This window comes from Treponema sp. OMZ 838 (assembly GCF_000775995.1).
Classification (GTDB): Bacteria; Spirochaetota; Spirochaetia; order Treponematales; family Treponemataceae; genus Treponema.
The window spans coordinates 1815150-1841523 of sequence record NZ_CP009227.1 but is presented as its reverse complement, the minus strand read 5'-3'; the positions used below and the strand labels follow the sequence as shown (position 1 = coordinate 1841523).

Annotated in this window: 22 protein-coding genes; 11 read left to right on the top strand and 11 right to left on the bottom strand. The window is 45.2% G+C overall.

The annotated features are described in order from the left end of the window. Positions 1–16 precede the first annotated feature (16 nt). The gene (locus tag QI63_RS08395; RefSeq protein ID WP_044015492.1) at positions 17–1393 is read right to left on the bottom strand and encodes an aldehyde dehydrogenase; all 1377 of its coding nucleotides are present in this window, start codon (positions 1391–1393) and stop codon (positions 17–19) included. Between the two features lie 217 nt (positions 1394–1610). Between QI63_RS08395 and QI63_RS08390 the strand changes: the two genes are divergently transcribed. Genes QI63_RS08390 through acrA form a run of 3 tightly spaced genes read left to right on the top strand, consistent with a single transcriptional unit; the run spans position 1611 to position 4723 of the window. After that, positions 1611–2783, top strand: a complete 1173-nt coding sequence (locus QI63_RS08390) for an acyl-CoA dehydrogenase (protein ID WP_044015490.1) — start codon at positions 1611–1613, stop codon at positions 2781–2783. Positions 2784–2798: 15 nt separating this feature from the next. Next, positions 2799–3599, top strand: coding sequence for an acryloyl-CoA reductase electron transfer subunit gamma (acrB, locus tag QI63_RS08385; protein WP_044015488.1), 801 nt, complete (start codon positions 2799–2801; stop codon positions 3597–3599). Between the two features lie 20 nt (positions 3600–3619). After that, positions 3620–4723 (top strand): acryloyl-CoA reductase electron transfer subunit beta, encoded by a 1104-nt coding sequence (gene acrA, locus QI63_RS08380; protein ID WP_044015485.1) that lies wholly within the window; start codon positions 3620–3622, stop codon positions 4721–4723. 127 nt (positions 4724–4850) lie between these two features. Here the strand turns inward: acrA and QI63_RS08375 are convergent, their stop codons facing one another. Then, positions 4851–5369, bottom strand: coding sequence for a hypothetical protein (locus QI63_RS08375; protein WP_044015483.1), 519 nt, complete (start codon positions 5367–5369; stop codon positions 4851–4853). 252 nt (positions 5370–5621) lie between these two features. On the opposite strand from QI63_RS08375, the gene QI63_RS08370 reads away from it, so the two are divergent. Beyond that, positions 5622–8381 carry a PD-(D/E)XK nuclease family protein gene (locus QI63_RS08370; protein ID WP_044015481.1) on the top strand — a complete coding sequence of 920 codons (2760 nt, stop codon included), beginning with the start codon at positions 5622–5624 and terminating at the stop codon, positions 8379–8381. A gap of 105 nt (positions 8382–8486) precedes the next feature. On the opposite strand, the gene QI63_RS08365 is transcribed toward QI63_RS08370, so the two are convergent. Both QI63_RS08365 and QI63_RS08360 read right to left on the bottom strand, forming a co-directional pair. Continuing rightward, positions 8487–8981, bottom strand: coding sequence for a flavodoxin domain-containing protein (locus QI63_RS08365; protein WP_044015479.1), 495 nt, complete (start codon positions 8979–8981; stop codon positions 8487–8489). Between the two features lie 103 nt (positions 8982–9084). Then, positions 9085–9909: an SDR family NAD(P)-dependent oxidoreductase gene (locus QI63_RS08360; RefSeq protein ID WP_044015477.1), complete on the bottom strand. Its 825-nt coding sequence runs from the start codon at positions 9907–9909 to the stop codon at positions 9085–9087. A 353-nt stretch (positions 9910–10262) separates the two neighbouring features. Here QI63_RS08360 and QI63_RS08355 point away from each other — a divergent pair, with 353 nt between their 5' ends. Further along, a complete protein-coding gene (locus QI63_RS08355; RefSeq protein ID WP_044015476.1) occupies positions 10263–10766 on the top strand; it encodes an OmpA family protein in 504 nt (167 codons plus the stop codon). 44 nt (positions 10767–10810) lie between these two features. Further along, a complete protein-coding gene (locus QI63_RS08350) occupies positions 10811–11851 on the top strand; it encodes an OmpL47-type beta-barrel domain-containing protein (protein ID WP_044015474.1) in 1041 nt (346 codons plus the stop codon). 182 nt (positions 11852–12033) lie between these two features. On the opposite strand, the gene rlmN is transcribed toward QI63_RS08350, so the two are convergent. From rlmN to QI63_RS08330, 4 genes are all read right to left on the bottom strand, one after another. Continuing rightward, on the bottom strand, positions 12034–13038 hold the full coding sequence (rlmN, locus tag QI63_RS08345) for a dual-specificity RNA methyltransferase RlmN (protein ID WP_144389707.1): 1005 nt from the start codon (positions 13036–13038) through the stop codon (positions 12034–12036). A gap of 58 nt (positions 13039–13096) precedes the next feature. Further along, positions 13097–14263 (bottom strand): tetratricopeptide repeat protein, encoded by a 1167-nt coding sequence (locus tag QI63_RS08340; RefSeq protein ID WP_044015470.1) that lies wholly within the window; start codon positions 14261–14263, stop codon positions 13097–13099. Further along, entirely contained in the window at positions 14256–14588 is a 333-nt protein-coding gene (locus QI63_RS08335) for a hypothetical protein (protein ID WP_044015468.1), read from the bottom strand. Before QI63_RS08335 ends, QI63_RS08340 begins: the two co-directional genes overlap by 8 nt. A 211-nt stretch (positions 14589–14799) precedes the next feature. After that, positions 14800–16842, bottom strand: a complete 2043-nt coding sequence (locus QI63_RS08330; RefSeq protein WP_235619666.1) for a methyl-accepting chemotaxis protein — start codon at positions 16840–16842, stop codon at positions 14800–14802. A 785-nt stretch (positions 16843–17627) separates the two neighbouring features. On the opposite strand from QI63_RS08330, the gene lepB reads away from it, so the two are divergent. The 5 genes from lepB to QI63_RS08305 all read left to right on the top strand — a co-directional run bounded on the left by lepB (position 17628) and on the right by QI63_RS08305 (position 21182). Continuing rightward, the gene (gene lepB / locus QI63_RS08325) at positions 17628–19139 is read left to right on the top strand and encodes a signal peptidase I (RefSeq protein ID WP_235619665.1); all 1512 of its coding nucleotides are present in this window, start codon (positions 17628–17630) and stop codon (positions 19137–19139) included. Beyond that, positions 19140–20312, top strand: a complete 1173-nt coding sequence (locus tag QI63_RS08320) for a thymidine kinase (RefSeq protein WP_044015461.1) — start codon at positions 19140–19142, stop codon at positions 20310–20312. Between the two features lie 94 nt (positions 20313–20406). Next, positions 20407–20685, top strand: coding sequence for a DUF7724 family protein (locus tag QI63_RS08315; RefSeq protein ID WP_044015459.1), 279 nt, complete (start codon positions 20407–20409; stop codon positions 20683–20685). After that, positions 20678–20899: a DUF7723 family protein gene (locus tag QI63_RS08310; protein ID WP_044015457.1), complete on the top strand. Its 222-nt coding sequence runs from the start codon at positions 20678–20680 to the stop codon at positions 20897–20899. The genes QI63_RS08315 and QI63_RS08310 overlap by 8 nt, the downstream gene beginning before the upstream one ends. A 1-nt stretch (position 20900) precedes the next feature. After that, the gene (locus tag QI63_RS08305; protein ID WP_044015455.1) at positions 20901–21182 is read left to right on the top strand and encodes a DUF4160 domain-containing protein; all 282 of its coding nucleotides are present in this window, start codon (positions 20901–20903) and stop codon (positions 21180–21182) included. A gap of 225 nt (positions 21183–21407) precedes the next feature. On the opposite strand, the gene QI63_RS08300 is transcribed toward QI63_RS08305, so the two are convergent. From QI63_RS08300 to QI63_RS08290, 3 genes are all read right to left on the bottom strand, one after another. Continuing rightward, complete coding sequence (locus QI63_RS08300; protein ID WP_044015453.1) at positions 21408–22016, bottom strand: ATP-dependent Clp protease proteolytic subunit; 609 nt, start codon at positions 22014–22016, stop codon at positions 21408–21410. 185 nt (positions 22017–22201) lie between these two features. Beyond that, positions 22202–24931 carry a polynucleotide kinase-phosphatase gene (locus QI63_RS08295; protein ID WP_044015451.1) on the bottom strand — a complete coding sequence of 910 codons (2730 nt, stop codon included), beginning with the start codon at positions 24929–24931 and terminating at the stop codon, positions 22202–22204. Continuing rightward, the gene (locus QI63_RS08290) at positions 24921–26369 is read right to left on the bottom strand and encodes a 3' terminal RNA ribose 2'-O-methyltransferase Hen1 (protein ID WP_044015449.1); all 1449 of its coding nucleotides are present in this window, start codon (positions 26367–26369) and stop codon (positions 24921–24923) included. The genes QI63_RS08295 and QI63_RS08290 overlap by 11 nt, the downstream gene beginning before the upstream one ends. Between the last annotated feature and the right edge of the window lie 5 nt (positions 26370–26374).

Genomic DNA, 26374 nt, shown 5'->3' with positions numbered 1-26374 from the left:
ACTGTCCGGTATGCACCTACATAAACTTTTTAACGAGGTTGAAATTTTTCTCGCTGTAGGGATGATAGCGCATCGGTAAGTCTACCAGCAAGGATTTTTTCATTACGCTCTTTTCGTGGCTGAATGTGTAAAAGCTTTGTTTTCCGTGGTAATTTCCCATACCGCTTGTCCCGACCCCGCCGAAGGGCATGTACGGCGTTGCAAGATGCACGATTGTGTCGTTGATGCACCCGCCGCCGAACGATACTTCCGACAAAATCTTCCGCTCTACGGCGGCATCTTTAGTAAAGAGATAGAGGGCAAGCGGCTTCGGGCGGGCACGGATTTGATCGACAGCCCACTGCAAATCGGTAAACGGGATGAGCGGCAAGATGGGGCCGAAAATTTCTTCCTGCATAACCGGCGATTCAAAACTGATATTATCCAATACCGTCAGCGGTATAAAACGCCCGTGCACATCCTTTTCCCCGCCGATAACAGCCGTTTCTCCTTCCATTAAATGGGAAAGGCGCTCAAAATGTTTGTCGTTGACAATCCTCGTCATATTGCATGAGGCATACGCATCCGTCGGTAAAAATTCATGAAGGACAGCCTTGCACTGTTCGATAAACGCTTCTTTTACCGCTGCGTCAATCAGCACATAGTCGGGAGCGACGCAGGTTTGTCCGCCGTTCAGTATCTTACCGAAAAGGATACGCCGCGCCGCTGCTTTTATATCGGCGGTTTTATCGATGATACAGGGAGACTTGCCGCCGAGTTCGAGCGTTACCGGCGTCAGGTTCCGTGCGGCGGCCTCCATAACAAGCTTACCGACTACCGTACCGCCGGTAAAGAAAATGTAATCGAACTTTTGATCCAAAAGCCCGGCGTTCTCTTCTCGTCCGCCGGTTACAACCGTAACAAAGCCCGGATCAAAGGTTTCCGCAATCAAATCGGCGATTACTTTTGAGGTTTCGGGAGTGTAATTCGACGGCTTTATCACCGCGCAGTTTCCTGCGGCAATCGCACCGGCAAGCGGCGTCAGCGTTAAATTGACCGGATAATTCCACGGCGACATAATCAATACAGTACCGTACGGTTCGTAATAAATCGTACTCGATGCTAAAAAATGACTGAGCGGCGTGCGTACCCGTTTCGGCTTCATCAATTTTTTCAAGTGTTTCGATAGAAAGCGGACTTCTTCCTGCACCATACCGATTTCCGTAAGGTAAGTTTCCATCGGCGCCTTGTGTAAATCCTTATAGAGTGCATCGCTTATCCGCTGCTCATACGCGCGAACAGCGGCTCCCAGCTTACGAAGCTGTTCGGCACGGAATTGGTATGATTTTGTCGCATTTGATGCAAAAAAGGCCGAAGTATTCCGCACCAGCGCGGCTATGGCTATTCTTGTCATATAATCATTCTCCCCCGACGCAAAGGCTCAAGAGAAAAAAAGTATGATAAAACACGATTCTTCCTCTATCCATTTTGCCGGTTTGCTGATATAATCTATCTATAAAAATACTACTATTATGTGCTTGGATACAACAACGAAGATTATTATACTATAGAAAAGCCTCTATATAAAGTAGAGATTTTTAATAAAATTCAATAAACGAAGGAGATTCAACATGGATTTTACGTTGAGCAGAGAACAGCTCATGGCGCAGCAATTGTTTCGTGACTTTGCGCAAAACGAAGTAAAACCGATCGCTGCCGAAGTCGACGAAGAGGAAAAATTTCCTGAAGAGAATGTCAAAAAGATGGCAAAGCTGGGATTCTTCGGTATTCCCGTTCCGAAACAGTACGGCGGACAAGGAGCTGACGTTTTAACCTATGCCATGTGTGTAGAAGAAATGAGCAAGGTATGCGGAACGACCGGTGTTATCATTTCCGCACATACGTCACTTTGTATCGATCCGATTTTACACTTCGGAACGGAAGCACAGAAGATGAAGTATGTTCCGGATCTTGCCTCCGGTAAAAAGATCGGTGCATTCGGTTTAACGGAGCCGGGAGCCGGTACCGATGCTCAAGGACAGCAGACCACTGCAGTACTCGACGGTGACCACTGGGTACTCAACGGCAGTAAAATCTTTATCACCAACGCGGGCTATGCCGACGTCTTTATCGTTATCGCGGTAACCGGCACGGTAAAAGATAAAAAAGGCCGCTCCGTAAAAGAAATCAGCGCATTTATCGTAGAGCGCGGTTTCCCCGGATTCTCCATCGGTAAGCATGAAAAGAAAATGGGTATCCGCGGTTCTTCAACCTGCGAATTGGTCTTTGAAGACTGCATCGTACCGAAAGAAAACCTCCTCGGCGTACAGGGGCGCGGCTTCATTATCGCGATGACAACCCTTGACGGCGGACGTATCGGTATTGCAGCACAGGCGCTCGGTATTGCGGAAGGTGCTATCGAAGAAACCATCAAATATACAAAAGAGCGTGTCCAGTTCGGAAAGCGCATCAGCCAGCAGCAGAACACCCAGTTCCAGATTGCCGATATGGCTGCCCGTACGCAGGGTGCACAGTATCTTGTCTATGCAGCAGCTTGCAAAAAACAAGCGGCCAATGAGAATCCCAATATCCGTTATTCTGTAGAAGCGGCAATGGCAAAGCTCGTCGCTGCGGAAGTTGCAAGCGATGTAACCCGCCGCTGTTTACAGCTCTTCGGCGGATACGGCTATACCCGCGACTACCCGATCGAGCGGATGATGCGCGACGCAAAGATTACGGAAATTTACGAAGGCACGAGCGAAGTTCAGCGCATGGTTATTGCCGCAAACCTCGGCGTCAATTAAGGAGGACAAGAACAGATGAAAGCTATTGTTTGTGTAAAACAAGTTCCCGATACATCCGGAAAAGTTGCCGTCAAAGAAAACGGGCAGCTTGACCGCGCTTCGATGATGACCATCACCAACCCCGATGACTTAAATGCAATCGAAGCGGCGCTGCAGCTGAAAGATCAAACCGGCTGTGAAGTTGTCGCTATTTCGATGGGGCCGCCCCCTGCAGAGAGCATGCTCCGTGAGCTGTTGGCGCGTGGCGTTGACAAGGCGGTACTGGTTTCCAGCCGTGAGTTCGGCGGAAGTGACACGTATGCTACCAGTCAGATCTTGGCAGCAGCTGTACGCCGCGTCGGTGTCGGGCCGGAAGATGTTGTATTCTGCGGACGGCAGGCAATCGATGGGGACACCGCACAGGTAGGCCCGCAGATCGCTGAAAAACTCGAGCTGCCGCAGATCACCTACGCAGCTGATATTAAAAAAGAAGGCAACGCGCTGATAGTAAAGCGTATGCTCGAAGACGGCTACATGATGCTCAAGGTAAAGACACCCTGTCTTATCACCTGTATCAAAGAGCTGAACGAACCGCGCTATATGAGCGTCAGCGGTATTATGGAATGCTACTCAAAGCCGTATGAGGTATACAATTATGAAACCTTAAAGGACGACCCGCTCATCGATAAAGATACGATCGGTTTGGAAGGTTCTCCGACAAACGTATACAAGTCCTTTACCCCGCCGCAAAAAGGCGCCGGTACGATGATGGAAGGCGCCGACAAAGCCGCTTGTGAAAAGCTCGTCGGTATGCTGGCAGAAAAACATATCATTTAATGAAGGAGGAGAATGTACAAATGGCTTACGATAGCAAAGACACTGAAGCCTTCAAAGGCGTGTGGGTATTTTGTGAACAGCGCAACGGAGAAATCCTCAACACCTCGTTTGAATTATTGAGCGAAGGCCGGAAGCTCGCCGATGAATTAAAGGGCGAACTCTGCGGCGTTGTACTTGGAAAAGGTATTAAAGAAGATGCGTTAAAGAATCTCGGCGGTTACGGCGCCGACAAGGTGTACTACTGCGAGCACGATCTTCTTGCCGATTATACAACCGATGCGTATACAAAAGTGATTACCGCATTGGTACGGGATAAAAAACCGGAAGTTTTCTTAATCGGTGCAACAACCATCGGACGCGACTTAGGTCCCCGCTGTGCCGCACGGCTCCATACCGGATTGACCGCCGACACCACGCACCTCGATGTCGATACTGAAAAATACAAGGAATTCCTCCGCACCAGCTCGACGATGGATGTCGAAAAGACACCCTTTAAGGTAAACACAAACTTGAAGATGACCCGTCCGGCGTTCGGCGGTCACTTGATGGCAACGATTGTATGCCCCCGCTTCCGCCCGCAGATTGCAACCGTGCGTCCCGGCGTTATGAAGAAGCAGGACTTTGATTCGGCAAAAGCAGCAAAGACCATAGTTGAAAAACCGAAAGTTGAGCTTTCCAAAGCCGATATCAGCGTTGATATCCTTGAAATTAAGAAAACCGCAAAAAACATTGTAGACTTGATCGGAGCAAATGTGGTTGTTTCCGTCGGCCGCGGTATCGGTAAAGATCCCAAAGCGGGTATCAAACTTGCTGAGGATTTGGCTCAGGCGCTCGGCGGCGTTGTCGGGGCTTCCCGTGCCGTTGTTGACTCCGGCTGGATGGATGCAAACCATCAGGTTGGACAGACCGGTAAAACCGTACATCCGCACATCTATGTGGCAGTCGGTATTTCCGGAGCAATTCAGCACCTTGCCGGTATGCAGGATTCCGAGTACATCATCGCAGTCAACAAGAACGCTGATGCACCGATCTTCGGTGTAGCCGACTACGGTATTGCAGGAGACCTGTTCAAGGTACTTCCGATGCTGACCGAAGCGGTTAAAGCGGCAAAAGGCAGCCTGTAATTTTTAAGCTGTGATGCAAAAAGCCTGTTTTTCCTTTGTGGAAGAACAGGCTTTTTTAGTATTCATGTAGAGAGGTTAAGCCAAGCGTATCCGCTCATAGGCTACTGTGATGACCAGCGGCTGTTGTTTACCGAAAATGCAGCATCACCATTTCTCCCTGCTGCAAGACGAACTGTTTGCCGGTACACATAAACCTTAGTTCATTACTATCCTTATTTTCAACAACGACCGTTAGTTTCTTATGCACCGGTATCGGCGTAGAAAATGATTCACCTTTTTGCAATCTAATCGAAGAAACAGGCTCCATATCATTTTTTTGCTGATTCGCCGTTTCCGCACTGTCCCTCCGCGGTTGTAACTGAATATTTGAAAGATAATCGTATTCGGACGGAGATTCTCTTTGAGTATGCTTCTCTGTTTCATCAAAAGTCAAATCCTTATTCAGCATTCTTGCATTTCTTGCAAAGGCTTCGGTTTTATCACTAGCATCTGCTTGTATTTCTCCATCCGTTGCAACGGTTAAATCGGCAACACCTGCCAATACGGTAATAGGAAAGTAAAGCGCTCCGGTAGTCGGGGTACTTGCGCATGACATCACACTGATACACAATATGCAAAAATATACATAATATCGCAAGTATTTCATATCTCAAACCTCCATTTCTTGATATTTCCCGATAGTCGCGGAAAATGAACCGTTCCTTATACCGTGTCAGTATATCATCAGAAGCGCATACGAACAAGAAACCTGCATTTAGTATAGTTTAAGAGATGCTCAATCCGATTTTTTTGTGTATAATACATTATCGAGCTTTCATCGTTGATAGAAACCAGATCATAGGCATCTCTAAAAAGTCGGCTAGATTTTTAGAGGTTTCACATATTTAAAGAGGTTATTATGCGCATCATATCCGGCTGTTCCACTATAGAAGACTGTATCCACCGCTACGGTACGGACGCCCGCACGTGTTTTGTGTTTCCGTCACGGATTGCGGCTCGGCTTTGGATGCATCGTGCGCTTGCGTTGACCGGCCTTGCAGCAGTTCCTGCTGAACTGTTTATTGCATGGGATGCCTTTAAGGCGGAGTGCTGTATCGCTCAAGCGGAAAATAAAAACCCGGTGTCTCAAATTATCCGCTTGCTCTTTGCGCATCATATTGCAGCCGACAATGCTGCGGCGGAAAAACCGTTTCTACAGAACATCATCCCTGCGGACTACGCAGCCGACGGCGCCATATTTGCACAATGGATTGCCGGTATTTTACCGCAGTTGGATCACTGGGAAAAACGCGCGGTGCAGCATAAAGCCGGTAAAGATGCCGAGTTCTCCGATTTACGGATTTTGAAAAAAGCGTATACGGAATTTTTGGATGCGCACCGGCTCTTTGAACCTTCTTGGGCAGGGGCGGAATTTATCCCGCATGCGCAACAGTACATTTTACTCTATCCCGAATTAATGGAAGATTTTGACGAATACCACGGTTTATTGGAAGAACGGCCAAAACTGTCGATACTCCCCGCCCCTTCCTTTCAAGCGGAAACAACGCCGCTTATCCAATTCGGTACCATGCGGGAAGAAATCCGGTCAACCGCGCTTGCAGTTGAGCAGCTTTTGACAAACGGAGTTCCCGCCGATGATATTGCGCTCAGCATTGCCGGTATTGAAGATACCGTACCGTATCTCAAGCGGGAATTTGCATTGCGGAATATCCCTGCCGAATTTCGGCTCGGGTTTAAACTCGGCGAACAGCAGGCGGGGCAGCTCTTTCCGCTGCTTGAACAGTGCGTACAGGAACACTACTCGTTTGAAAGCCTTAAACCGCTGCTGCTCAATCCTCATATTCCGTGGAAGCATCCCGCGCAGATACAAGCACTCATCAATTTCGGCATAAAAAACAACTGTCTCGTTTCGTGGAAGGATGAAGGGCACTATAAAAACGTCTGGAAGGAGGCGTTTAAACTCCCTATCCCGTATAATCCTCATAGCAGTGTTGAGGAAGAACAAGCCGAAAAAGCACAGGCAAAGGAATGGCTCCTCCCCTTTATGAAAGCTGCGGAGCGGTTCGTGCAGGCTCAAAGCTTTTCCGAAATGCGGCGGCAGTACATTCTCTTTCGAGCGCAGTATCTGAATCCCGACGGCTTTTCAGCCGAAGACAATGCCGTCATCGGCCGCTGTATCACGCTTATGCAGGAATTGATACAGCTTGAAGAAGATTTTGCCGACTGTCTGCCTGCACAGCCCTATCGCTTTTTTACCACTCAACTTTCCCGCGAAATCTATGTACCGCAAAATACCGGAAGAGCGGTCAGTATCTTTCCATTTAGGGTCGCGGCCGCCACGCCCTTTGCTCATCACTTTGTGCTCAACTGCAATCAAAAAGCAAGCAGGGTGATCTATCAAAAACTTCCCTTCTTACGGAAAGACAAACGGGAAGAACTCGGCGTTGTCGAAAAAGATGCAACGCAGGCCTTTTTTGCGGTGTATGCAACATACGGCACAGTGCGCTTTTCCGTTTCCGAACAAACCTTTTCGGGCTTTACCGTCAGCAATGGCATTTTTACCGCCTTTGCGCCCCGTCCCAACCTGAATGACAGCGACTCTCTTTTGCAGGAATATCGCTTCTTTAAACGGGAAGAACCTGCGCCGGAAGCGCTGTATTCCGTACAAAAAGCGGGATTTGAACAATTCGCTAATATTAAACAAGAGCGCGGCTTTTCCTTTTTAACCGAACCTTTTAACGGCAGCCTGCCGGTACTTTCGGAAAAGCTCAAGGCCGGACATTATACGGACGGGGCATTCCGCATCAGTCAAAGCGGCTTACATCTTTTTTCCGGCTGTCCGGTTCAATGGTTTTTGTCGTCGGCACTCTCCATCGACGAAGAAGACACTGATGCGGAACTTTTCAACCCGCGCTATATCGGTATCATTTGCCACCGTATTTTGGAGCGGCTCTATCAGCGTATACGGGAAAACGATAAGGTGTTTATCTCTGCGCATCTCGCCGATTATAGAGCGTGGGCTGAATCGATATTTAATGAGACCGTTCACAGCCAAACCGATTTCCGAGGGCCGCTCGCCGCGCCTTTTATCGAATCGATCAAAAAGCGCAGTTTAAAAAGCGTTGACTTTGTGCTTATGTTCGATGCGGAAAAACTGGACGGCTATGCGCCGTATATGATGGAAGGCGAGCTGCAGTACCGGAGCGGAGACATCCTCTATCACGGGCTCGTAGACCGCATCGCCTATCAGGAAGCTGAAGGCCGCGCCGTCATCCTTGATTATAAAACCGGCAAGGTTCCGTCCGCTACAGACTATACCTCGGAAACTATGCGAGATTTCCAAATGCCGATGTACATCTTCCTTGCAGAAAATAGACTGAAACAGGAAGTGCTCCATGCTTTTTTTCTCGGTATTACGAAAGAAGAGAGAAGGTACATCGTCAACGATAAAGAGGTGATACCTCAGGATAGTTCCCGTTCTTCTAAAACGAGGGAAGAATTTGAACCGTCGATTCAGGCTTTTTTACAAATTGCTCAAGAATACGCGCAACAGGTCGGTATGGAAGACTTTAGAAAACCGGCAGCCGTACAATGGCAAGATTGTATGGGCTGCCCCTTTCACACTATTTGCAGGACGACCTTCACCGTTGAGGAATAAAAAAGCTTCCGGAAATATCTGAGAAACCTCAATGTATATTATTCCGGAAGCTTGTAATAGGCATCTCTATTCCGAAAGATGCGAAACAAATCTTACCAACAAAAGTTATTTTGCAAATACCGGCTGAACGGCTTTTACCCATTCGTCGATTTTTTCGTTCACTTTAGCATCGCCCTTGTCTAAGCACAGACCGAGCATTCTGCCACCTCTCTCCATACGGGAGAATTGGAAGTCATATCCGCAGGGGCATACATCGCCGACAAAGCGGGCGCCGCTGAAGCGGAGCTTATCATAGAAGTCCGCAGCTCCGGAGCAGAAGCTGTCGGGATGGCGTTCCTGGCTTCCGACACCGACAATCGCAACATTTTTTCCGGCAAAATCAACGGTGTGCAGCAGTTTTACTTTACCGCCCCAATCTTCCATTAATGCGCCGAAGAAATAGCTGGAGGACATCAGCACGACATTCTGATAGGCCGCTATCGCATCTACTTTCGTATCTTTCATATTGTGCACATCGGCGCCCAGCTTTTCTGCAATCTGCTTTGCAAAAGCTTCGGTTACGCCGCCTTTACTTGCATAAAAAATTCCTGTTTTGCTCATATAATACTCCTCATTGATGATATATTTATCATTGCTGATACATCAACTGTAGTTATAATATAATCATTCCCATAGAAAAATCAAGAATAATTCTTATTTTTCCTTAGCAGGCATAGAGCTTGCGAACAATAAACAGAGCTAAACGACGCGGCAGTAAACGGTATAGACTTATCAACAGAGCATAGGGTGCGTTATAGGGATGAAAGAAACCAATCCGCTTTTTATCCGCTAACAATGCAATAAAAGCACCGAGTTTATCTACCGGTATGCCGTGCCGTTCATCACGTTCCATCTTTGCAATACTCTTTGTGATCCTTCCGGAATACACATCGTTACCGGTATTCGACTTATTACGGGCATCCGTAAACGGAGTCGCAACATCCCCCGGCATAATAAGCGCACATTGTATACCAAACGGAAAGACTTCGGCGGCAAACGCCTCCAATAATTTTCCAAGTGCTGCTTTGGAAGCGGAATAAAAGGCCTGAAAGGGAATGGCAATTTCTCCCGCAACCGAACTCACCGCAAGAATCTTTCCAAAACCTTGCTTCCTCATGTAGGAAGCTGCGACTTTCATCGTTAAAAAAGCGCCGAAAAAATTTACATCCAGCTGTTTTTTTGCATCTTCAAGCTTCGTAAACTCAACGGCGCCCGAAATACCGAAGCCGGCGGCACAGACACAGACATCCAAGCGAGCTTCCCGTTCCCATATCTCGGCAAAAACCTTGGTCAAAGCACCTTCATCCGTCACATCAGCTGAAAAATGACCACCGCATTTGGGTATATAACTATCGAGAACTCTTCGGCTCACCGTATACACGGCATAGCCCCTATCGTTCAAAGCTTTGACCGTTTCCAAACCGATTCCGCTTGTGCCCCCCGTAACCACTGCAATTCTTTTTACCTTTTTTTCATGTTCCGTCATCATAGTACCTCATATTATCGGGTTTCCCGTGAAATAATACACAAAAAATCTACACGGAGAAACAGCTTTTGCTATAAAAAGGCTTGACAAAAAAGATGAGGATGATAGTATGACACATACGGTGTAGGAGCGCCGATCATAGAGGCTTAATAGCGGATAAAAGAATACTCCGCTCTAATAACATATCCTTTGGCAAGAGTATCGGCCGATATTCTTTGAATCTCAATAAAAAACGTCAATTTAAAATAGAAACGGCATTAGTGAATTTAAGAAGAACCTATAAAAACGATAAGAGACTCTAAAAGCTTCGGTTTTTAAAGATGCTCTTTATACAAGAATTTTGAGGAGGTCAAAATTTGAGCAAGCTAAAAGGTATTCTTCTGTTGCTGATCGCGGCAATTGTGATGGGATGCACCTCACAGCCTAAGCAGCCGAAGGAAGAAAAACCCGCTGCAGAAACACAGCAGGTTGAAAATGCTCCTGCGGAAGACAAAACTGCTGAAGCGCAGCAAAACGGTAAAAATAATACCGATAACGAAACAACGGTTTATTTTGCTCCGAAAGCGTATAAAATTGATACGTTCACTGCGCATAAATTGGACAGTATTGCCGAACTGTTGAAAGCAAAGAATGTAACACAGATAAAAATTGTCGGACATTGTGCAAAATTAGATAGCACAAAAGAAGAAGAAAAACTGTCGTTACAACGCGCAAATGCCGTCGCACGGTATTTTGAATCAACAGGTGCCTTTAAAGCAGGTAATATTACCATATCGGCGGAAGGGGCTGAGCACCCTGCAGGATCTCATACGGAAATTTCCGAACGGAAACACAACCGCAGAGTCGAAATTTATTATTAAAAAGGATGCGGAGTCATCTTTTATAGTATTTGGAGGTAGGATTTATGAAGAAATCACTCTTTGCCGCTGCTTTTGCGGCTCTTTGCTTATCAGTTTGGGCACAAGTGCCTGAAACAATGAACCCTGATTATCAACGCGCGGCAATGCAATACCGCAACGGTGATAAACATTTTGTCAACAGCGATGTGTTCTTTAAGCTCAATTCGGCAGATAAAGAAACGGGTCTCGATTTTGTTGAATTCTCACTGGACGGTTCAAGCTTTATGACTTACCGCAACCCCTTCCAGATTTTGGAAGAAGGTAAACACGATATCTCATATCGCGGTTTTGATAACAGCAAAAACCTTGAAGTTGCAAAAACTCTTTCGGTAATTGTTGATAATACAGCGCCTAAAACAACGCTCAACACAACTGAACCGTTATTCTACAAAGGTTTGGCTGCTTACTGTTCTGCAAATACCAAGTGGTATATTTCGGCAACCGATGATTTAACCGGTTCCGGAACTGCCGGAGCCTATATCGGTACGGATTTGGATTCTTTAGCACTCCATGGTAATGGAAAAGAAGATGAAGATGCTTATTACTCTGTAAACGAAGAAGGTCCTGCAAAGATATATTACACGGCTGTTGATAATGTCGGTAACTTAGCTCCTATTTCGGTAACATCCGTTATCGTTGATACAACCGCTCCGACTGTTTTTATTGAAAACAGCGATCGCCTTATCAATAAAGATGATGCATACATGATTTTCCCGAGCGCTGATGTTGTTGACGAAGACGGACGCATTATCGTTTCTACAAAAGAATCTGTTGCGTTTGGTGCAACCGATGAGCTTTCCGGTGTAGATGCCTTGTATGTCAAAATCAATGATGCGGATTATGTTAAATATATCGAACCGCTTCATTTTTCTACCAACACTGTTTACAATATCGATGTAAAAGCAATCGATAACGTTGGTAACGTATCGGAGCCTGTATCCTACAAATTCTATGTAGACAAGATTACTCCTGCATCAGATATAGAGGTTATAGACAGAGAGGGAAACGAACCCGCGACCTGGAGCGTTCCCGCGGATGGTCAATAAATCGGATATACTAAAAATTTAACGAGGGGCTGTCCAAAAAGCAACCAACTTTTGAGACAGTCCCGTTGCTGTTAAATGTTTAGTTAATTAAAGCGCCGGTTAATCTTGCAGATTAGCCGGCGCTTTTTTTATATACTAAAGATATTGTGCTGAAAACATAGTTAGAGTTGCTCTATAGCAGGCTATGTCAATTTTGAAGAGCCTTTTTTACCTAATTGACCGCAAGCGCCGCCGATTGTTCTGCCGCGCTTTTGCCGAACCGTTACATTTAAGTTTTCTACCGTTAAGTAATTGTAAAAAGCGCGTATTTCCGAATCAGAAGGAGTGCTGTATGGTAATTGCTGCACGGGATTCCACGGGATAAGATTGATATGCACATTGAGGTCTTCGGCAAAAGCACGTACCTGCTGCGCTGCCTTATAGGAAGTATTTACATTTTTAAGCAGAGCAAGTTCTAGGGTTACCCGCTTATCGGTTTTATCATTAAAATAGCGGATTGCCTTTTTTAATTCACTGAGCGGATTAGCCTTTGTAACGGGCATCAACGTTGTCCGGAGCGCTTCGTCCGCAGTAGTCAGAGAAACGGCAAGACGGATATCAAGTTGTCTATCCGCAAGTTCATAAATACCCTTGCAAATACCGGAGGTGGAAAGTGTTATCCGCCGGTGTGAAAGATTTCTGCCTTTTGGGTGCGTAAGAACGGCAATGGTTTTTGCAATACTGTCGAGATTCAACAACGGTTCACCCATTCCCATAAACACGATATTATCAAGTTTACCGCAGATATTTTCCAGATGTAAAAACTGTTCCACAATTTCGTTGGGAGCAAGATTACGCAAGCAGCCGAGCTGTCCTGTTTGGCAGAAAGTACAGCCCATCGGACAACCGACTTGACAGGAAACGCAGGCGGTTTTCCGCGCGGCTTTATCAAACAACAGTACCGTCTCAATACTGCTGCCGTCATACAAGCCTATGCCGAGTTTAACCGTACCGTCAGGATCTTTCAACACGGTTTCACATACGGTATTGCGCGGTGTATATTCACCGGCAAGCCGCTCCCGCTCTTTAAGCGGAAGGTTTGTCATGTCTTCAAAAGATGAACACCCGCGCGCAATCCATTGGAAAATCTGCATAGGCTGAAACCGTTGCGGTAAATTACAGACCGCGCCAATTTCTTCCGGCAACATCCCTGAAATGGCTATTTTTTCCGCAACGGTGTTATCGTTCTGTCCCAATCAATACGCCTTAATTTTGTAATGAAAAAAGAGTGTCGCTTACCGCTTGGTTTTTAATACCATACTGCTGGAACGCTTGCAGCACTTCAATCGCTTTTGATTTTTCGTTTGTATGGATGTAACAATCTGCAAGCTCAAGATAGATACGGTAATTTTTCCGGTCTGCCTGCAACAAATGCGTTAAGCTGGTTATCGCTTCATCATATTTTCCCTGTATCTTGCACAAAATCGCAAGACCGAGTATCGCATAGGAATCATAATCGATATCAAGCGCACGCTGATAAATCTGTTCGGCTTTGTCATAATCACCGATATGTCGATACGCATCGCCCATACGGGTAAGAATAACCTTATTATTCGGATCTTTGTTAAGAATAGCTTCCCAATATTTTATTGAATGCTGCTGCTGCTTCATACCACGGTAGCAGTCCGCAAGACCGAACAGACCGTAAAAATTATCGGGATCTTTCTCAAGCGCTTTCTCAAAATAATAGACGCCCTGATCAAATTGTTTCATCTTTCGATAACAGTTGCCAATCGATGTTAGGATTCGGATATCAACATTGTCGGGGTTTTGATCAAAAATCTTTTGCCAATAGACAAGTGCTTCGCGGTATTTTTTAAAATCATAATGAAGATGCCCCAAACCGATAAGTGCATAGGGATTATTCTCTTCAATCTCAAGTACTTTTAAATAGAGCTTTTTTGAATTTTGAAAATCATGTATCTTTCGGTATGCGTCGGCAACGCGGGTAAAGACGGTGATATTTGCGTTATCATGTTCAAGATATTGTTCCCAAATTTCTATTGCCTTCGCATATAAATTCATATTCTTATAGCAATCGGCTAATCCGAATAACGCATAATTATTCCCCGGATGGTGCCGTAAACATTCGCTGTAATATTCTGCGGCTTCTTTGCATTTATTCCGCTTCCGCGCAGCGTCCCCAAGTCCGACAAGGGCATAGTTATTATTTTCATCAAGCTCCAACATTTTTTTAAATTCAGCTTCCGCCCGATCAATTTCATTTGCTTTCAAGAAAAGATATCCCTCACGTGAAAGTTTTGTAAGTTCATCGGTTCCTTCCGCATGAGGAAGTTCTTGAGCGGGATCTAATGATGCAGGAAATAACGAGTCGGTCTGCTCGGAATAACCATTTTCAACACTTTCAAACATTTTCTACTCCTTTGGATTCAGTATCTATTAACACTCTAATGAGCCGAACAAGCGAATCAATGATCGGTTCTGATTTGCGTTTATTTTTTGCAAGGCAATACATACGAAGTGCTTCCAACGTATTTTTTTGTGCGGCGTAATAATCACCGACCCTTGTAAGACCATCCGAATAGCCGGTAGTAATAAAAATACGTTGAGCTTCGTTTATAAAGCCTTCGTTAAAGAGCTGGTTACCGCGCCGATTTAATACTACCTTTTGTTCAGAACTGAGAGGAGTGAGTGCGTTTTCAGTTACTTTAATAAAATGCTTATTATCCGATCCCATTTTACTTCGTCTTTAATAAATATTTAATACTGACGCATCCATTTTATAAAATAGATACATTTATGACAAGCCCCCGCATTGCATCACGTTAAATCTAATTAAAGTTTTTAGAGATACCTATAGCTGCTAAGAAGAAAATAAAATATGTAAAATACATCAAGAGGCAGACAACAAATTCGCCTCCCTTTTGATGTATTTGTAAAACAGTCGGTTAAACTTTAAATTTATTAACCTCGGCTACTAAACCTTCAATATTCTGTTTATTCTTTTGCGTAATTTCGTTTACTTCCTGTACGGCATTGCTGATTTGCACTGCCCCTGCTGCTATTTCATTCATACTGTCGGTAATAATCCGGGTAAGATCGTTCAGTTTTTGCATTTCTTCAGCAACGCCTTCACCACCTTTGAGCATTTCGGTAGACCCCTCGCTTACTTCAACCGTTACCATGTTGATATTTTTAATTGCAGTAAGAACTTCTTTACTACCGTTTTCTTGTTCATGCATGGCTTCGGTTAAACGGTCGCTCATCGATTTTACCTGTTCCGACAAGTTAAATATGGTACTGAATTTTTCTTCAGCGGTTCTGGAAGAATCCGAAAGCGTTTCGATTTCCCCGCTTAATATTTTCAGTGTTGCAGTTATTGCCTTGCCTTGCGTTGCGGAATCTTCCGCCAGTTTTCGGATTTCGTCGGCAACAACCGCAAACCCCTTACCGGCTTCCCCTGCGTGTGCGGCTTCTATTGCAGCGTTCATTGCAAGCAGGTTTGTCTGCGAAGCAATATGCTGAATAACGCTCGACGCTTCTAACAAGCCTCCCGATTCCTCTGCAATTTTCTGCGTTACGGTATTGGCGGTTACGACTGTTTCTTTGCCGTCACCGGTTGCGGAAGCCAACTTTTTAATAACGCCGTCGGTACTTTCAAGCGTCTTGGTAATTGAAGCGATATTTGCAACCATCTGTTCTATAGAAGAAGATGATTGTGCAACACTTTCCGCCTGCATTTCGATACTGCTATTAAGCTGTTTAATTGTTCTGACAATTTCTTCGATAGTAGCTGCCGTTTCTGTTACACTTGCAGCCTGTGTTAAAGCCTGCTGTTTTACACCTTCAATATTAGCGCTAATTTCGTGAATAGCGCTTGCCGTTTCCGTCATATTGGAAGCGAGTTCACTTCCGATTTCTTCCATCGATTCGCTGTTAGCACTGACTGCACGTACCGACACGGCAATCTTTTCTATTGTTTCATTGAAGTATGCGGATAAGTTTGTTATTTCGTCGTTTCCGAAAACAGGCAAACGAACGGTTAAATCTCCTTCACCGTGAGCGATATCCTGCAATGCAGCGACAACCGCCTGAATAGGATGTATCATTTTATAGGCGATAATGTACACGATGATAAGACTTGCCAGGAAAATAATAATTCCGATAAGACGAATCCCGTTTTGCAATGCATTGACGGTACCCATAAATTCATTGACCGGAGCTTTTATAATAACGGTCCACCCTGTTAACGGTATTGTCGCATAAGAGGCTATATTATTGACACCGTTATACTCATAGTATCCTACGGAAGAAACTTGCGATGCCAGAGCCTGTTTTTCAAACGCAGCAAGAGACGTAAGCGATGCGTTCGTTTTCGCCATTTCTTGTGAATTAGCATAGTTTTGAACCAACGAGAAATCTCTATGCGCGACAACAGTACCCGACGAATCTATAATATAACAATATCCTTTTTGACCGACTACAATATCTTTGATGTCATCGGACAGCTGTTTTGCCGGTACCGCCGCATTTAATACGCCGATAACAGTATTAGCATTATCATAGATCGGAACGGCAAAAAGTATTTGCATATTATTTGTTATATGTGAAAGCGCAGGCTCCGCAATATAAGTTTTTCCCTGCACAGCGGCACGGAACCACTCCCGATCATTTACAATCGTAGGAGTGTCACGTGTATCATAGCGATTGCCGTGCAGATCGCATACTCCGAAGTAATCTATTTTTGCATTACGTTCCGCTTCTACAGACAGCATTTGAACTTTTTGATACAGCGTAAGAGTTTCGTCACGTAAGAACGGCATACGGGCAAGGCCTTCAATAAATTGCATAACAGCGGACATTCTCCCGTCTGCAATAGTCGCGATATCAGTTGCTTTATCGGTAAGGTGAACGGTAATTTTTTCTATTACCGCTTTACGAGCAGTTCTTACAGCTAAGACAGCCAGCACAATACCGGCAACTAAAATCAATGCACCGAAAAGTAAAACAAGCTTATATCGTAGCGAGAAAATTCTTTTTCGGGGGGGGGGGGTATTATACTTTTTTCATCCATTTTGTCAAGCATCTCCTTTAGACAATAAAATTACATCAAACTACTGCATTAGAAAGTGTTTTAAAAAAACAGAAATTTTTAAAACTCCTCTCAATCAATGCCGTGGAGAACTATCCCTGTAGCAGTGAATAGCTAATATAAAATTCGCTGTTATAGTGAAGAGTTTCATGTTGTAGGATGCATAGCCAGCAGTTGCCGATGCTATAGAGAAATGCTGATATGTTTGTGCTCCCTTTTTATCAACTTTCTCTAATAACTTTATGCCGAAATACTATCACTTTACCAACAACTGTTCAAGGCATGGTGTATAAAAGTGCAGCAAGACGATGGATACAGCACAAACCGAAAAATTGACATTCTAAATAATAACCGCTACAATAAGCCGCTTACAGTAATGAAGTATCTTGTGTGTAAAAATTGTTGAAGGGGTTATTCATGGCACTATTTTTCCGCGTTTGTACAGGACTGTCTTTTGTTTTTTCTCTGCTATTAGTTGTCAAGAATATGCACGGCTTAGCCTTCGCGGGGAGCATTGCCGGCATCATTTTTTCTTCAGTGCTTGTATATTCGCAATTAAGGTTAAACCGAAAGAGAACCTATATCTCACTTGTTTTTACAAGAAAGCTCTTCGATTATTGGCCGTTTGTTATGATTGCCTGCTTTGTGTGTTCCCGCGCACTTGTAGAACATTCGCCTTATATAATGGATACCGTACTTGCATTGCTGTGGTTCGGCATCGTTGTTCTGAAAGCGGTAACGGTTCATTATCTGAAAAATAAAAATTTACAAAAATATTTTCCGGATATTCAACCCATTCAAAAGAAAAAAATTCCTTCGAGCAAGGGAACGTCAATTGGCGAAATAATAAAAATCATTTTAACAGGACACCGTGGGAAAAAACCGGTTAGAGAAATAATAAAACGAGTTTTAATTGAACTGTTGGAATGGGTCGATGCTGCTTTTTACGCGATCTTTTTTGTGTTACTCATCAATATCTTTATCTTTCAAGTATACCGTATCCCAACGGAATCTATGGTGCCGCAATTTATGATCGGTGATACGGTTGTCGGCCTTAAAACTCCTTCGGGGCCCGCTTTTCCGCTTTCTTCTTTTAGACTGCCGCGATGGAAAACATATAAACGCGGCGATATTGTTATTTTCAGCAACCCGAATTACCCCGACACGCCCAAGGCACAGCTTAAAACCTTTATGTCGCAGCTAGTCTATATGCTCACGCTTGCACAGGTGAATATAAACACTGATGAGAACGGCAAACCGAAACCGGATCCGTTGGTTAAGCGGGTTACCGGACTACCCGGAGAAAAACTCATGCTGGTTGATGGAGTATTGTATGTTAAGCACCGCGGCGACACGGAATTTTTACCGGTAGAAGAAGATCGGCTCTATGCCAACTGGGATTTAGCGAGTCTTCCTGAATCGGAACGCCGTTTAATCAAAGATATACTCATCAGTGCCGCAGATTTGCGTGTGCTGGAATCGGTCGAAGCTCAGCGGAAAGAACTCAACTTAACCGATGCGGTAAAGCAAACAGAATCGATTGTCAATCGGCTTTCGCTTTTAAAGCATAATAAGGATACGGCAGTAGCGGCGGATTTCTTGCAGGAATCGGGATATGAGATACTCACCCTCTTCCGTGCCAATGACACGATAAGCCGCGAAATTTTAACGACCAACGGCGGGCTTGCATGGTTCCGCAGCTTTATGACGGGATGGATTCCCTACTGGCAAAGCAGCGAAGCACAGCATGCGTCATTATATGAAAAACGGTTTGCGCAGTTAAATGCGCTTATCAAACTCTGCTTCGGTAAAATCGTTATCCGTAATATCGAACTTTTCCGTGCAAACGCTACGGCAGAGCAATTCATCAACGACGAAGTGCGGAATAGACTTTTGGAAGAAGCGCAAAATTACGTCTTTTATCTTGCATGGACTAATCAGCGCAACATGAATGTCTTTCCTGCGGGAAAGGATGAGTACATTCCCGAAAACGCATATTTTATGATGGGCGACAACCGGTTTAATTCAACCGATATGCGCCATACCACTGGTTTTAAACTGACTTCCGTTGATAAGAACGATGCACAATCCATTCGGTTTTACAGTAATGTCGAACCGAAATATGTCCCTGCAGAAAAGATACTCGGCACCACAATACTGCGGGTATTCCCCTTCTCACGATTTGGAGCTTTATAAATGCAATTGGAACCGGCGCAAGAACAGATTAATGCATGGTTTAAAAACCTTGGTTTTCCTTCTTTATTGATGCATGAGCCGAAAGCTCATTTTGACTTTACTACCGCTTCCCGCCGTATTCTGGTAGTCGGGCCGATGGGGTCGGGGAAAACGGAATATGCGGGACACGTATGGCGGGATGCGCAAGTAGCCCGTACCAAAAGCGGCGCCGTACAAAAACTGACCAGCGGAGCAAACTCTCAAAAAGACTTGTTTGACCCTGCAAGCGGTATCGGCTCGGCGGATAGGCGATATACCTTTTTTGCACGCTACAGCTTAGATAAAGAGCGGTTCCCCGATTATCCCGATGATGCTCTCGCCTACCGCGGCGGCTATCAACGATGCGGAGGAAATATTGCAACGGTCGGCAATTCATTTTCGCTTGAAAAACTATTGCAAGAAAATCCGCATATCGGTACATGGATTATCGATGAAGCAGCCTTCTACGACGAACGGCTCGCGTATGTGATTAAAAAAGAAAGCGATCGGCGCGGGCTTGTATTTGTTATGCCGACCTTGCTGTTAAACTTTCGCGGTGAAATTTTTAATGCGACGGCACGGCTGCTGGTAGAAACGGCAACGGAAATATATCCGTTCTCCGCCTATTGCGAACATCCTGACTGTCTGCAAAACGGCTACAACACCTATCGGTACTACATTGTAAACGGCGTTGAATGCCCAGCCCTTTATTTTGATCCGCTGATTATCATCGGCGGAGACCGCAAAAAAGAAGACCCCTTTGAACCGAATTACTGTACCCGCTGTGACCAGCACCACTTTTTGCCGGGCAAGCAATACACATTCTTTACGCTAAAGCCGCTCGGAATAGAAGCAAGCAGAGGAAATATGCAGCCGCTTATGCAAGAGCTGGCAGCGATTCAAGATGATATGGAGCATTCCGTATTGTTTAATACGTTTAAGACCGAATATCTCGATTGTGCCAATCCTTCTCCGGAACGGATGAATGCGCTCCGTGTTCCCTGCATTGCGGAACGGGCGCTCATCTTCCTGTTTGCCGAACAGAATTTGCTCTCCGCCGATCAAATGCGCACATTAGTAAAAGAGCTGCACCTAAATAAGGAATATCTTGATAAGCGGCTGTCCGATAACAAACGGCCGCTTGTGTGGAACTGAGAGTGCATCAGGCCTATGTTAGAACTACTGTAATTTTAAGTATTTATGGTTTTATAAGTAGTTTATGTTATAATTTTTATGCTATAATTGAAACATGAGTAGATTTGACACAGCTTATTTAAGCAATGATGGTTCCTACACATTATTTTCTTTTAATAAGACTCGATTAAAATTTGTAGCACCGTATTCGCTGGAAAAATATGAAAAGGTTCTCCATTGGGATAGTGGTTATCTTGAAGTATTAGCTAAATATACTCATAATTCTGAACCGGAAGAAGAATATATTGATTTAATCCCAATATTAAAAAATTTATATATTGAGGCAGAAGATTTTTTATCTGCAATCAAAAAAGTTGAGGTACGATATGCCTGATTTATATAAAATTGCTCATGAAGCAGATGTCATTGATAATGGTTTTGCATTTAAAAAAATTCCCGAAGGAATAAGCGTTTTTAATCTGAATAATGGTTACGGTGCCGCAGTTTTTAAACCTGATGGGACTTTGATAGAAACAAATATGGATGATATAGAAATAGTAGCTTCAAAAAAACATTTACAAAGCTGTTTAAAATATATGGAAGATTAATATGCCGAAATATTTTTCATTTAAGGTTGCCGGGTATTATTTATATTTTACATCAAAATGCATTATTGAGGCATTTCATGTATATGCAAGTGATTCTAAATTAACCGAAGAAAGTTCTGCTAAGTTTTTCGTAAAAGATAATGGAGATACTGTAATTCAAAATAGAGGTATCTTGACGGATAGAGAATTAAGAAAGATACAGGAATTTATCAAAGAAAAATATATTCAGATGTATGAAAAATGGTGTGAATACAGTCATGAAAGTTTTTATATTGGAAAATAAGTTCTAACACCCGCTTCAACGCCGCTGTCCGTGGTGCTGTTGGCAAGTATACATCCATGTACACTTTTTCCCGACATACGTCTGTGTATGTCGGGAAAAGGCGAGTTTTGTCCAAAACTCACCCCTGATTAATACCCCGCCCATCCTTGGGCGTTTTGACGATAAGTTTTTCTGACGAAAAACTTACTTCTGTATAGAACCACCGCCATCCGTGGCGGTTTTGATTTATTTTTTGGGAAGATCGCTGCGGGTTTTAATGACCTGTAAGATGAGCCCGTAAGCGGCGGCTTCGTCTGCCGAAAGCCAGTAGTCGCGGTCGGTATCTTTAGCAACGTCCGCTACATCCTTACCGGTTTCTTCGGCGATAAGCGCATTGATTTTTACGCGGATTTTTTCAATTTCTTTTGCATGGATTTCAATATCCGTCGCAACCCCTTTGATACCGGATAACGGCTGATGGATAAGGTAGTGACTATTCGGAAGCCCAAGCCGGTAGTTCTTCGGTGCCGCTAAAAGAATAAGAGCACCTGCACTGGCTACCAATCCCATACCAATCGTATAAACCGGCGGCTTAATAAACCGGATCATATCAAAAATCGCAAAACCGGCATCAACATCTCCGCCGGGAGAATCGATATACACATAAATCGGTTTTGAAGCGGAATCGGCTTCAAGGATCAAAAGCTGACGGATAACCTTTTCCGCCAGTTCTTTATTCACTTCGCCCGACAGAATAATCTGACGGGTATTCAAGAATTTTTGCATCAGCTGCTCATTCGCACTATCGTTTGTTTTTTCTTTTGACGTTTCTTCCGTGTTATAAAAAATATTCATTCATCCGCCCTTTATAAGTTTACAGCATTTCTCAAAATTTGATTCGATTTTCAGAAATGCCCTAGTAATGAAAATACGGTTGCCATAAAAACCGTTGACGTACTAAGATACTAAAAAAACTCGCTTTAGTACAGCGTCAACTGCATAAGTGAACTGCACCAGCTGTCAACCGCACCTGATTATTTTTACAGCCGCGGGTCGGTCGGCTCACTTTCCATAGCAAGTACGCCGAATACGCTTTCGTGAATGCGCCGAAGCGGTTCCTTCCGTACAAAGCGTTCGAGCGCTTCGATACCGAGGGAAAACTCCTGGAGCGCAAGGCTCCGCTTTTTTGCAAGTCCCCGTTTTTTAAGCCGGGTAAGGTTTTCCTGCTTGCAATATTCCGGCCCATAGATAATCCGGAGATATTCTTTCCCGCGGCATTTTACGGCAGGCTGCAAAAGCGTACCGTCCGTACCATAAGCGGTAAATTGATACGGCTTTACCACCATTCCTTCGCCGCCCTTACCTGTAAGCTCAAGCCACCACGCTACCGTATCGGCAATTTCCGCCTCATTGTCCAAATGCACCATTTTATACGGCGTTAGTTTAAAAAGCGTGGAATCCGCACGGCAGATCTCGGCGATCTGTTCCATGTGCCATTGGTGGGTTTTATCGGCATGAACAGCACCCTCCGTTGCTAAAATATGGAACGGTGCAAGTTTGTAATCATCGATGCCGGTAACCTCCCAGCAATAGGCGCGGTATGCGGAAACAAATTTTTCCGCTGCATGCTTTTTTTCTGCAAAGGTATGCAGCATCTCGTGAGCGCCTTCTATACCGCGCTGTGCCGTTACACGCAGCACGGCTTCCGCTTCCGCAAGTGCATTGAGTGCCGCAGATCCCGTTGCTGCATATTGCGCCTGAATAAGGCTCTGCGCCTTTACCGACCACGGCATCAGTTCTGCATCCAGACACACCCAATCGGTCTGATGCTTTTCCCAAAAGCCTGAACGGGTAAGCCCATCCCGCACTTTGGTTAGAAACGCTTGTTCGGTTTCAGGCTCATTAAAAAAGTTCCGCCCCGTGCGGGTATAACAGATACCAAAGCCTTCCCCGGTAATACCGAAGCGGTGCGCTGCGGTCTGTTCATCTTTGCAGATAACGAGTACCGCGCGGGACCCCATGTGCTTTTCTTCGCAAACCACCGCTTGAACCCCGCGGTTTTTGTAATAGCCGATTGCTTCGGCGGGATATTCCAAGAAGCCGTCGAGTGCGCTTGTTTCGCAGGGAGACATGGTAGGCGGCAGGTAGATAAGCCACTTAGGGTTTACCGCAAACCGGCTCATCGCTTCAAGGGCGGCAATGGAGTTTTCTTGCCGAATCAAAATGTTGTTTTTCAGCCGTGTTTGAACAATCCGCCGCCCCGTTACGTCTTCTATATCGAGCACATCATCATCTTGCTGCTGCAATGACATGATTGTATTGTGTGCAGTGTTGCTGCTATCCGCTTGCAGGTTTTTCAGCGCGTTGGATGCACCGTACACTGCCGCTATATTGACCGACGGCTGTACAGCTTCGTTGCTTGCCGGAACTTCTGCGATAGCGGCTTCGTGTATCAGTGCACTTCCGGTTCTGCAGCATTCAGCCTCAAGCGGCTTCACCGGTTTGCAATACATTGTGTGCGCCGGTACCGAAACGAGTTCCTCTTCGGGGTAACGCAGCGCGGTGAGGGAGCCGCCGAAAACACAGCCTGTGTCAATATCGATGGTGTTGTTCAGCCATTGTGCGGATGGTACAGGGGTATGCCCGTACACAACCTTTGCACGTCCACGGTATTCCGCTGCCCAGTTGTACCGCACCGGTAAGCCGAACTCATCCGTTTCTCCGGTGGTTTCTCCATACAAACAGAACGAGCGTACCGCTCCCGAACCGCGTCCCTGCATCTCTTCTTTGAGCCCCGCATGGGCAACCACGAGCTTTCCTGCATCCAACACATAGTGACTGACAAGCCCGTACAAAAATTCTTTTACATCGTTCTTGAATGCATCGGTTTCACCTTCAAGCTGCCGGAGTGTTTCAGCCAAGCCGTGTTTTTCCTGCACTGCCTTTCCGGTGAGTTTTTTGTGGAGCTTCATATCATGGTTGCCTGGAACACAGAGCGCTGTACCGCTTCTGACCATGCTCATAACCAGTTTGAGTACGGCGGGCGATGCGGGGCCTCGGTCAATCAAATCACCTAAAAAAATGACCGTGCGGTTTTCAGGATGACTGACTTTTAACCCGTAGTTGGTGCCGTCATCTGCTGTTTTTTCTAGTATATACCTGAGTTTTTGCAGCAACTCAATCAACTCTTCGTAACAGCCGTGTACATCCCCGATAATATCGAAGGGGCCATGCAGCTCAGCCTTATCGTTATAGAGCTTCTCCCGCACAATTGCGGGCACGTTATCGGCCTCTTCTCCCGACCGGAATGTGTAGAGTTTTTTAAAGCCTTCTTTTTTTATACTTTTGAGGGAACGCTTTAAATCCTGCAGCTGCCGCCGGATAACATGGGGCAGAACGTTCCGGTCTGTGCGTTGCTGATTTCTCCTTTCGCATAACTCCTGCGGCATATCAAAGACGATAGCAACAGGCAGTACGTGAAAGGAACGGGCAATGCTGATGAGTTTTTTCCGTGCATCAGGCTGAATATTCGTCGCATCTGCAACCGTGAGTAATCCTTTTTTCAACCGCATTGAAATAATATAGTAGAACAGTTCAAAGGCATCGTTTGAGGCTGCCTGATTATTTTCATCATTGGAAACAATACCGCGGCACGCATCCGACGAAACGATTTCATACTGAGCGAAATGTTTTTTAGCAAAGCTGCTCTTTCCTGAGCCGGAAGCGCCCACGAGCAGGACTAAGGCTGTTTTTGGTATTCTAATTTCCATACGTAAATACCGCCATCTGAGACGGCGCTCCTATGTTTTCTTCTTCTTCACCGACTGGGAAAAATGCAACCGTATAATTGTTTTCATGCGCAACCCGTTCCGCCCATGCTGCAAATTCCGAGCGTGTCCATTCAAACCGGTGATCGCTGTGCCGCACTTTTCCTGCTGAAAGATTTTCGTACCGTACATTGTATTCCCGGTTCGGCGTAGTCAGCACAATGGTCTGAGGCTTTGCGTAGGTAAATAGAGATTTTTCCAACGCAGGCAAGCGGTTGGGATCGAGGTGTTCTATTACCTCAACAACGGCTGCAGCATCAAACCCGCTGAACCGTTTATCCCGATAGGTCAGTGAACTTTGAAAGAGCGAAAGCCGCTCGCGCTGCTTTTCAGGCATTTCGTTCCAGTGGAGTTTGTCTTGGCTTTTTTCTAATTCCGAATAAGAAACATCAGTACCGGCAATCCGGGTAAACTGCTTTTCTTTTAAGAGTAGTCTGAGCAGATTGCCGTCGCCGCAGCCTAAATCAATAACGCTTGCAGCCCCGCTCTGCTTCAATTTTTCTGCGACAAGTTTGAGCCGTATGTCATGGAGCCGCTCTTTTTTTGCTTTTTGCAGCTGAGTGTGAGCGGCAGCAGTATCTTCTATTTTCGTAAGTTCATCTTGCTCATTCTCATTATCAGTGTCGGGTATGATACCTTCTTCCGCTGCCTGCAGTACTTCAAAGGCGGAACGCACCAGCGATTTTAGGTTGATTAAATACCGCGAAACAATGATTTCCCGTTCAGGGTGCTGCTCAAGCCAGCCCTTACCCTTTTGCAACAATTTTTCAACTTCATTCTGTGTGATAAAATAGTGTTTTTCGGTATCCAAAACAGGAATGAGTACATAGAGGTGGGAAAGCAATTCTTTCAGCGTCAGCGTATTTTTAAGCGTCAGGGTAAAATACTTTCCGTAGCCCCACGCGGGAAACTGCGTGTCGAGCAGGTGCCGTTCCGCTTCAACCGTGTACCCGAGCGGTTCAAAGAGCCGTTTAATCAACAGTTCACCGCCCCGCGGCGCCGGCAGCACGGAGATTTTGGCGGTTAAGGCAAGCGGCAGCTCAGTATAGTCGGGATGCTCTTTACAGCTGCCGTTCATCGCACTCGAAAACGCCTTTGAAATTGCGCTGCTCATAAAAGAAGACGCAACATACGGCCGGTCGTTGACATACTGCCCCAGTAAAAAATCTTTCCCGGCAAAATTCTTTGCGTTACGTACCATACCGATCGGATCAATATCCAAAAGGAGCGCCGCTGTCACTTTTTCTTTTCCGCACTCCGGATAAAATATATAGGCAGCCCCGACTGACAGCTCAACCTGCTGTAATTTATCGGGATGCTTGTGCAGCAAAAAGCTTAAAGCTGCGGCATTCTCTCCTTCCGCCGTTATGGTTAATAACATAGATA

What these genes read in the sequence shown, in the direction of transcription:
- QI63_RS08320 (WP_044015461.1), top strand. Translation starts at nt 19,140, where the DNA reads ATGCAATTGGAACCGGCGCAAGAACAGATTAATGCATGGTTTAAAAAC.
- QI63_RS08340 (WP_044015470.1), bottom strand. Translation starts at nt 14,263, where the DNA reads ATGTTTGAAAGTGTTGAAAATGGTTATTCCGAGCAGACCGACTCGTTA.
- QI63_RS08395 (WP_044015492.1), bottom strand. Translation starts at nt 1,393, where the DNA reads ATGACAAGAATAGCCATAGCCGCGCTGGTGCGGAATACTTCGGCCTTT.
- QI63_RS08365 (WP_044015479.1), bottom strand. Translation starts at nt 8,981, where the DNA reads ATGAGCAAAACAGGAATTTTTTATGCAAGTAAAGGCGGCGTAACCGAA.
- QI63_RS08310 (WP_044015457.1), top strand. Translation starts at nt 20,678, where the DNA reads ATGCCTGATTTATATAAAATTGCTCATGAAGCAGATGTCATTGATAAT.
- QI63_RS08335 (WP_044015468.1), bottom strand. Translation starts at nt 14,588, where the DNA reads ATGGGATCGGATAATAAGCATTTTATTAAAGTAACTGAAAACGCACTC.
- QI63_RS08295 (WP_044015451.1), bottom strand. Translation starts at nt 24,931, where the DNA reads ATGGAAATTAGAATACCAAAAACAGCCTTAGTCCTGCTCGTGGGCGCT.
- QI63_RS08375 (WP_044015483.1), bottom strand. Translation starts at nt 5,369, where the DNA reads ATGAAATACTTGCGATATTATGTATATTTTTGCATATTGTGTATCAGT.
- QI63_RS08305 (WP_044015455.1), top strand. Translation starts at nt 20,901, where the DNA reads ATGCCGAAATATTTTTCATTTAAGGTTGCCGGGTATTATTTATATTTT.
- lepB (WP_235619665.1), top strand. Translation starts at nt 17,628, where the DNA reads ATGGATACCGTACTTGCATTGCTGTGGTTCGGCATCGTTGTTCTGAAA.
- acrA (WP_044015485.1), top strand. Translation starts at nt 3,620, where the DNA reads ATGGCTTACGATAGCAAAGACACTGAAGCCTTCAAAGGCGTGTGGGTA.
- QI63_RS08390 (WP_044015490.1), top strand. Translation starts at nt 1,611, where the DNA reads ATGGATTTTACGTTGAGCAGAGAACAGCTCATGGCGCAGCAATTGTTT.
- QI63_RS08315 (WP_044015459.1), top strand. Translation starts at nt 20,407, where the DNA reads ATGAGTAGATTTGACACAGCTTATTTAAGCAATGATGGTTCCTACACA.
- rlmN (WP_144389707.1), bottom strand. Translation starts at nt 13,038, where the DNA reads ATGTTGCCGGAAGAAATTGGCGCGGTCTGTAATTTACCGCAACGGTTT.
- QI63_RS08290 (WP_044015449.1), bottom strand. Translation starts at nt 26,369, where the DNA reads ATGTTATTAACCATAACGGCGGAAGGAGAGAATGCCGCAGCTTTAAGC.
- QI63_RS08370 (WP_044015481.1), top strand. Translation starts at nt 5,622, where the DNA reads ATGCGCATCATATCCGGCTGTTCCACTATAGAAGACTGTATCCACCGC.
- acrB (WP_044015488.1), top strand. Translation starts at nt 2,799, where the DNA reads ATGAAAGCTATTGTTTGTGTAAAACAAGTTCCCGATACATCCGGAAAA.
- QI63_RS08350 (WP_044015474.1), top strand. Translation starts at nt 10,811, where the DNA reads ATGAAGAAATCACTCTTTGCCGCTGCTTTTGCGGCTCTTTGCTTATCA.
- QI63_RS08360 (WP_044015477.1), bottom strand. Translation starts at nt 9,909, where the DNA reads ATGATGACGGAACATGAAAAAAAGGTAAAAAGAATTGCAGTGGTTACG.
- QI63_RS08300 (WP_044015453.1), bottom strand. Translation starts at nt 22,016, where the DNA reads ATGAATATTTTTTATAACACGGAAGAAACGTCAAAAGAAAAAACAAAC.